Source organism: Sphingomonas parapaucimobilis NBRC 15100 (assembly GCF_000787715.1).
Lineage (GTDB): Bacteria > Pseudomonadota > Alphaproteobacteria > Sphingomonadales > Sphingomonadaceae > Sphingomonas > Sphingomonas parapaucimobilis.
Genome location: NZ_BBPI01000109.1, coordinates 1 through 6048 on the forward strand (window position 1 = coordinate 1; position 6048 = coordinate 6048).

General features: G+C 62.6%; 5 protein-coding genes. 2 read left to right on the plus strand and 3 right to left on the minus strand.

The window, feature by feature from the left end:
- Window positions 1-216, plus strand: a 216-nt coding sequence (locus SP5_RS18140) for an abortive infection family protein (RefSeq protein ID WP_042491478.1), incomplete at its 5' end; no start/stop codon positions are given.
- 162 nt (window positions 217-378) lie between these two features.
- On the opposite strand, the gene SP5_RS18145 is transcribed toward SP5_RS18140, so the two are convergent.
- Window positions 379-1299 (minus strand): hypothetical protein, encoded by a 921-nt coding sequence (locus SP5_RS18145; protein ID WP_042491480.1) that lies wholly within the window; start codon window positions 1297-1299, stop codon window positions 379-381.
- Window positions 1300-1518: 219 nt separating this feature from the next.
- Here SP5_RS18145 and SP5_RS18150 point away from each other — a divergent pair, with 219 nt between their 5' ends.
- Window positions 1519-2418 (plus strand): hypothetical protein, encoded by a 900-nt coding sequence (locus SP5_RS18150; protein ID WP_167334743.1) that lies wholly within the window; start codon window positions 1519-1521, stop codon window positions 2416-2418.
- Between the two features lie 492 nt (window positions 2419-2910).
- On the opposite strand, the gene SP5_RS18155 is transcribed toward SP5_RS18150, so the two are convergent.
- On the minus strand, window positions 2911-3489 hold the full coding sequence (locus tag SP5_RS18155) for a hypothetical protein (protein ID WP_042491484.1): 579 nt from the start codon (window positions 3487-3489) through the stop codon (window positions 2911-2913).
- 23 nt (window positions 3490-3512) lie between these two features.
- Window positions 3513-5585 (minus strand): S8 family serine peptidase, encoded by a 2073-nt coding sequence (locus tag SP5_RS18160; RefSeq protein ID WP_042491486.1) that lies wholly within the window; start codon window positions 5583-5585, stop codon window positions 3513-3515.
- Between the last annotated feature and the right edge of the window lie 463 nt (window positions 5586-6048).

Here is a 6048-nt window from a genome sequence, read left to right on the forward strand (position 1 = left end):
ATTCTTGGCAACTGCCAGTCAGTCGTGGAGTCGCTGGGGGCGCTTCGGAACAAGCTCGGCGATGCGCATGGCGGCGGGCCGAAGCGTGCGCGACCAGCCGCTCGCCACGCGGAGCTCGCAGTCAACCTCGCCGGCTCGATGGCCACGTTTCTGGTCGCGACGTGGGAGACGAGGCGCACTCCCCCGGCCGTCGAGCATCGCGCCGAGGCCTGCTAGTTAACGAACCGAGCATCTTGGCGTGAGGCCGTACTACAGCATGCCGGGCATTCACGGTGGCCGATTGCGGTGTGCGCGCCGAATTCCTCGGCGTCCGCCGACTCAGCGCTCGACAGGTCGACAGGGCGGACCGCGGTAGATCAAGCCGGTTCGCGGGGGACGTCAGTCTTTTGCGTTTGTCTCACGTTGTTCACGCTCGTCGATAGCCCTTGATATCGAATGCGTCATCAAATTGCTTATCATCTGCCCGGTGTCCGATAATCGCTCGCCATGATATCGGGCCTTCATCGAGAACATGAAGTCGGTTGCGGCGTCGAAGGCCGCTCCGTAGTCGAACTCGGGGTTCTCCTGCATCAGACGCTCGGCCCGCTGGGTGCGAATACGATCCATCAGCTTGCAGAAGTCGACATAGACACGCGACGCGAGTCTCGCGATCTTGCGATCCTCCTCGATAATACTGCGTGTCAGTGCGTCTCCTGCGACCATGTCTGCATCGCAGAAATTCGTCGTGCTCGACATCTTGATCGCCAGCTTTCGCCCAACTCGCTCGCCGAGCCGCTCTGCCTCGGAGAACAAGGCGTCGTGCGCAGCCGAGAGGGCGTCGGATGTCGCTGATTGACTGTAGCCGTAAGCCTGGCGAGCGACCTGTTCGTGCAGTTCGAACCAATCGGTTCCATTTTTGTCCGTGAGCCACCGCGTAACGAAGTAGTTCGCGCTCAGCGCGACGGCGATTCGCCCGCGCACCTCTCCGGCAGTCATGTCGAACCGTTCGTATCTGCTCTCCAACCATTCCCGGTAAAACTGCTCGACGATGGCCCACTCGATACCGCCCATGTAGGACCAGCCCGACCCAACCTGCTCGCTTCGCGTCTCGAAGATCGAAGGAGCGTGGATTCTGACGGCATCCAGCTTCTTTTTGTGGTTCCTGGGAGGCGCAATTCCCGCTTCCAACAGAACGGCGGAGAAAAGGGCGTCGATCGACGAGAAACCGTCAGCTATCGCTTGTCGAGGGTTGCCCGCGAAACGCGCGTTGTGCATGAACTGCTCGGCTATCGCGAGCGTCTCGACGACCTTAGGATCCATGTATGGCGATATGCGCCTTGGTCCGTCGTGCGGCAACGCGCGGCGCTTCTTTAGGCGGCGGAAGCTGCCGCCCCGCTACTTTATGGCCAACAATTAGGGCGTACTCCGGCCGATCGATTGAGCATCTCGGTTGTGGCACCGCGCCTTTGAGGCCCCTGCCATCCTGCCTTCAGCGAAGTGATTGAAAGGACAAACGTGTATCAGTAATCATGCCACTTCGTGCGCCTGAACATCCCACCAGCGATCAGGGCAGCCAAGGAGAGACGAATGCCGCGCGCGTTGATCGAGTTTGATTGCCCCAAGCCTGCTTGCCCCGGAGTCGTCTCTGAGGCCGTTTATGTGTCTGATCCAGACTTCACGGCCGAGAAGATGTCCGACGGCGATGTGTTCGAAGAGCATGATATCGTCTGCCCAATCTGCGGAGAGGATTATCAAGTCGATACTATCAATGGCATGGGCGGATACTCGGCCAGCGTCGATGGCGACGACGTCGTCATGTCGCTCGAATCCGATGAAGATCCCGATGACTACGAAGACTTTCTGCTTCGCTACGTCCCCGCAAATGATCAGGAAGGCGCATTCGAAAACGCGAGGAATGAACTTGTTGCACTGCTCACGACCTTCCAGCCTGCGCCGGACTCCATCCTCGCACGCATGATTTACTCCCAACTGATCGCGATCATGGAAGCCTATCTCTCCGACAAGATCCTCCAGCTTGCCATGAATCACACGGAGATTAAGAAGCGGCTTGCGCAGAAGGCGGGGTTTGTTCAGAATCAGACGCTGAAGCTCACTGACGTACTGCTAGATCCGACCAAGGCGGAGAACGCCTTCAAGATCGGCTTGCAGAATATCCTCTATCACGACCTCGAAAAGGTCGAGAAGCTTTACAACGTCGGTCTTAATATCGGCTTCTACCCGCCGAATTCCACCATCAAGACCAACCTCGAAGCATCGGTGAAGATCAGACACGACTGCGTTCACAGAAACGGTGTGAACAAGGACGGTTACGTGCATTCGTTCGACGATACCACAATCCGGACCTTGGCGAAGGACCTGACCAATCTGGTCCATCATCTCGAGAACGCCACGGCGGCGGCTGTTGCGGCACTGCCGTAATTCGTTATCCCGATTAGGTGGTGACCAGCGGCTTGTCGGCTTTGCCGTGCAAGGCGATCCATCTGCTGGATCGGCAAGATTCAGCGAATCACCCTCTCCGGGGGCCACTGCCCCCGCGCTCCGACCAGCGGAGTTACATCTTCAACCGCTGCGTTTCGACGAACAGCTCAAGGCTTCGGCCTATGGGAAAGCTGAGCGTCAGCTTTCAGGATCGGCTGGTCGATCATCGAATGGCCGCAAATAGGGCGCAAAGCCAGCCGGTCTGCGCGACCTATGGCGGGTTTCAGCAAAAGCCGCCGTTGGATACAGTGCCGCTGAATGTCTTGAGCTGGTCGCGAACCGACGTTGGGGGCCGTAAACGAAGGGCCAGTTGCCGAATGATCCGTCCCCAAATCGCACGGCCGGCTTTCCACCAGTACGAGAAGTCCAGAATGTCCGCCCCCTAATCAACCTGACGGTCGCCGTCAGGTTGATCCGTGCGCCTATCTACAATTAGCCCCAAACCATGCCGATCGTTTTTACCATCCACACGCCCTCCGGTGTCCGCAGCAGTTCGAAGGTCTGATGATGCGCTGCCTGCGATTGCGGCGAGATGTAATAGACCGTGAAAGCCAGCGCGTTGGCGGCGGGCTTGCGTACATCGCTTAGGCGCAGGACGTCCTGGCAGTAGCGCGGGTCATGATATTGGTCTTCGCCCCGCGCGACATAGCCTTGCGACGGTCCGTAGTTCGATGGGGTCACCGCGTCGCGGTTCAGCGCCCTCCAGGCGGTGTCGTTGACGCCGCAGGCGCTGGTCCGGATGAGGCGTTCGATCAGCGGGGCTGCCGCTGCCATATCTTTGGCGATTTCCGGGTTGGCCTGCTTGGCCGCGACGGCGTCACGAATGGCACGGGCCTGCTCGGCGCTCGGCTCGACCACGGCGATGGGGCGAACCGGTGTCCGTGAGGGCGCACCCTGCGCCGCGGGCACGGTCATCGCCTTCAGGACGCGGCCGAGGAGACCATTCTGCGCGGGGGCGACTGCGGGCAGCATGGCGACGATGACAGCGGCGGCGATCGGGAATGTCTTCATGGTCGTGTTCCTGTGTCCGGGGTTCAGAAGCGGGCCGCCCGGTGGGCGAGCATGGAGGGCGAGCCGTCGGTCAGATCCTGCATGAGGCCGATCCGGACGGTGGAGCGGGGGCCGCCGGTCGAATAGCCGGCGGTCAATTGCACGCGGCGTTGACCGGCGAGACTGGCGCTGGTCGACTGATAGATCAGGGATCGGGTCGCCAGATCGTAGCTGCTGGCATAGGTCAGACGTGCGGCGCCGGCTTCGATCATCAGCGGTTGTGCGACCCCAAGGCTGATGAGCCCGCCCAGCGCCGTGCCGGTCATCTGGAAGCCGAGGCGGCTGCCGACCAGCGGCGTCGTTCCGGTGACGAGGGACGCGGTGACCGGCTTCATTCGCGTCAGGCCGAGCGAGCCATAGCCCTCGATGCTCCAACCCGGCGCGACGCCGAACCCATGATGCGCTTCGATCATGACGGTGCGGGCGCCGCCGCCAAGACGCAACGAGCCTTCGCCCGTGGGCATGCCCATCAACGTCCCCGTCTCGTCGATGAAGGACAGCCGCATATCGGCTGCCCGTCCGGACCAGCCCAGCGTCACGGCGCTCGCCGCACTCTCCCGGGCGCGACCGCTGGCGATGGTGATGCCCAGACGCCCTCCAGCCAGATACCGATCGAAGCCGATGCTGGTGCCAGCCTGCGGCGCGTAGGCCAACATGCCATCGGCAAAGGGGGCAAGCCCCATCACGTCCGACTGAAGCGAGTCCGCCGCATTCCACGCTGCACGAATGCCGATGCCGTCGCTGACATAGTCGATGGTGCCAGCCGTCGCCTGAGTGACGACCTGGTCGCCGCCGGGGCCGACCCGCGCGCTGGCGAAGCCCATCATCCCGGTGAAGCCGCCGAAGGACAGCGCCGACTGGTGGCCCATCTGGGCGACGCGTCGCCAAATCCGATGATCGGCGCCGACCTGCGGCTTGACGATCAAACCGGCGAGCGATGCGGCATAGTCGCGGCCGAACTGGTCGAGGATCGTAACGTTGGACAGCACCGTCTGGATCGCTGCCGCGCCCATCGGCGTCGGGATCGCCATCACCGAGGATCGCACCGATGTCTGCGTCACGCCGTTCGACAGTGTCGGATTGACCGGCGCCAGCGCGGCCTTGAAGTCGACCAGTCCGTGGCCGAACACGTCATCCACGCCTGGATCACCGATGTCCTTCGCGGTCTTCAGGATCACCTGACCCGCCTGCTGCCCGGTCAATTGCGGCCATTTCGACAGGATGTCGGCCGCGAGTGCGGCGACCGTCGGCGTCGCCGAACTAGTACCGCTGAACAGTCCGACGTTGCCGTTGACCAGGGTCGTCACGTTGGTACCGACGGCCATTACATAGCGGTCCTTCATGGTCCCGGCGCGGTTCGAATAGGACTCGAGCGTGTAGGCCTGGATGTTGGCACTGAGCGCGCCGACGAAGATGATCGCGTTGACGTTCGATGCGTCGATGGCGGCGGCATCCGCAGGATTGGCTGCGGCGCTGTTGCCAGCGGAATTGACGATCAGGCCGCCAGTCGCGCCGAACCGGGTGACGGCTTGGCCCCAAGTGGTGCTGCCGCCCTGGTTCAGCGAACTGCTGACGATCTTGATCTTCTGCGCTGTCGCGTAATCAAGTGCCTCCACGGCGCGGAAGATCGCCTCGGTCTTCGTATCCTCATCCCAGTCCGAAACGCGGAGCACCGCGAGCTTGGCGCCCGGAGCATAGCCGACCGCGCCTTGCCCGTTTGCGTTGCCCGCGATGATGTTGGCGACTGCGGTTCCGTGGTCCGACTGGTCGTCGCCCAGGACATCGCGCTTCGTTTTGACCCCGCCCTTGGTGACGTAGCCGAAGTCCTTCGAAAGCGACGTGTCGATGCGGCCATCGAGTTCGCCGTTCACGTTGACGACGCCGTCGTCGATGACCGCGACTGTCACGCCGCGACCTACATGGCCGCTGTCCAGCGCATAGAGCGCATTGACGAATTCATTCGCGCCATAGTTGCGGCGGAACTCGGCCGTGTCCGCAGCCGATCTGGTCGGCTGCAGATTGGACGGCGTGATGATGTAGCCGGCCGGCGGTGGCACCGGTGCGGAGTACACGGGCGGTGTTGGTGTGGGCGTCGGCGTCGGGCTGGGCGTTGGCGTAGGTGTTGGAGATGGCGTGGGCGTGGGCGTCGGTGACGGCGTAGGCGTAGGCGTAGGCGTCGGTGACGGAGTGGGTGTTGGTGACGGGGTAGGACTTGGCGTCGGAGACGGCGTCGGGCTTGGCGTCGGCGCAGGTGTTGGGCTTGGCGCGGGCGTTGGCGTTGGCGTTGGCGTCGGTGCCAGCACTGGCACGCTACCCGAGCTGGCTATGCTGCCACCGCCGCCGCCGCAGGCTGCAATCGTCAGCGTCAGCAGGCTCGCCGACGCTGCCTTGATCCCCCGTAATCTCGTCATGTCATCCCCCTCGAAGGGATGCACGCCAGCCGGCGGCACCCCGTTGAATGACGGGGTGCCGGCCCTCTGGAGACCGGATGTTCGAAACCTGCAGTAAAACAGGCGCGGG